At 29.3% G+C, this 1,112-nt stretch carries 1 protein-coding gene and 1 pseudogene; both read left to right on the top strand.

The window, feature by feature from the left end; translation table 11 throughout:
- Positions 1-585: 3-oxoacyl-[acyl-carrier-protein] synthase III C-terminal domain-containing protein (locus AJN58_RS09685; RefSeq protein WP_289305325.1), on the top strand; the 585-nt coding region annotated here is incomplete at its 5' end.
- A 64-nt stretch (positions 586-649) separates the two neighbouring features.
- Positions 650-1,112 (top strand): annotated as a pseudogene (locus AJN58_RS09680) (hypothetical protein); the annotation flags it as partial.

The following is a 1,112-nucleotide window of genomic DNA, read 5'->3' as shown; positions in this document are numbered from 1 at the left end:
GGCGATGGTGTAAGTGTAACCTTAATCGAATACTCTCAAAAAGAATATAAATCTTATTTTGACTTAGGTTCAGATGGTAAAGGTTTGAAATATCTTTTTATGCCTTTTGGAGCTTTTAGAAGTACAAATTTAGAAGCTATGAAAGAACCTGAAATTTTAAATAGAAATATAAAAGAAAAACAAGTATATATGAATGGACTTGAAATTTTTAATTTTGCTACAAGAAGAGAACCTCAAGTTTTTCATCAGCTTTTAAAATTTGCAAATTGCAGCCAAGATAAATTGGATTTTGTTTTTTTTCATCAAGCTAATAAAAGAATTTTAGAAATAATTATCAATCGTTTACAAATCGATTATAGTAAAGCTCCTTTAAGTATAGATAAATATGGAAATTTAGGGGCAGCTTCTATTCCTGCCACCCTATGTGATAATATTAATTCATATCAATTTCCATTACAAAAAACTTTAAAAGTTGTTTTAGGTGCTTTTGGAGCAGGACTTAGTTGGGCAAATGCTCTTATTACTTTAGATACTGATTTTATATGCAAAAAAGTTCAAATTTATCAAAAGGAGAAAATCCTATAATGATAATGTATTATGAATTTAATTTTGAAAATCTTAATATATGCTGGGGGGGGGGGATATTATAATGCAAGCCTCCTTTAATCATGCAAAATTAAGCTATGTTCTTACTATAGTTCCTCAAAATCTCATCAATATAGATGATGAACTCAATACAAGATACAAGGGTGATGTTAAAAAACTATCCCAGATTAAAAAAAATGTTGGCTTACAATATAGATATGAGGCAGATCAAGAAACAACTGCAAGTGATTTAGGAGAATATGGAGCTAAAATACTTTTTGATGAATTTAATATTGACAAAAACTCACTAGATGCGCTTATAGTTTGCACTCAAACTCCAGATTTTTTTATGCCTCCTACAGCTTGTTATTTACATGGAAAACTAGGCTTAAGCGAAAAAACATTAACCTTTGATATTAATCAATCGTGTTCTGGCTATGTTTATGGACTTTACACAGCTTATTCTATGATAGAAAATGGATCTTGCAGAAGAATTTTATTTATTTGTGGGGATACTTGGAGTAAAT

It is taken from the genome of Campylobacter sp. BCW_4321 (assembly GCF_001763075.1).
GTDB lineage: Bacteria > Campylobacterota > Campylobacteria > Campylobacterales > Campylobacteraceae > Campylobacter_D > Campylobacter_D jejuni.
This window is presented reverse-complemented; position numbering and strand designations above follow the sequence as displayed.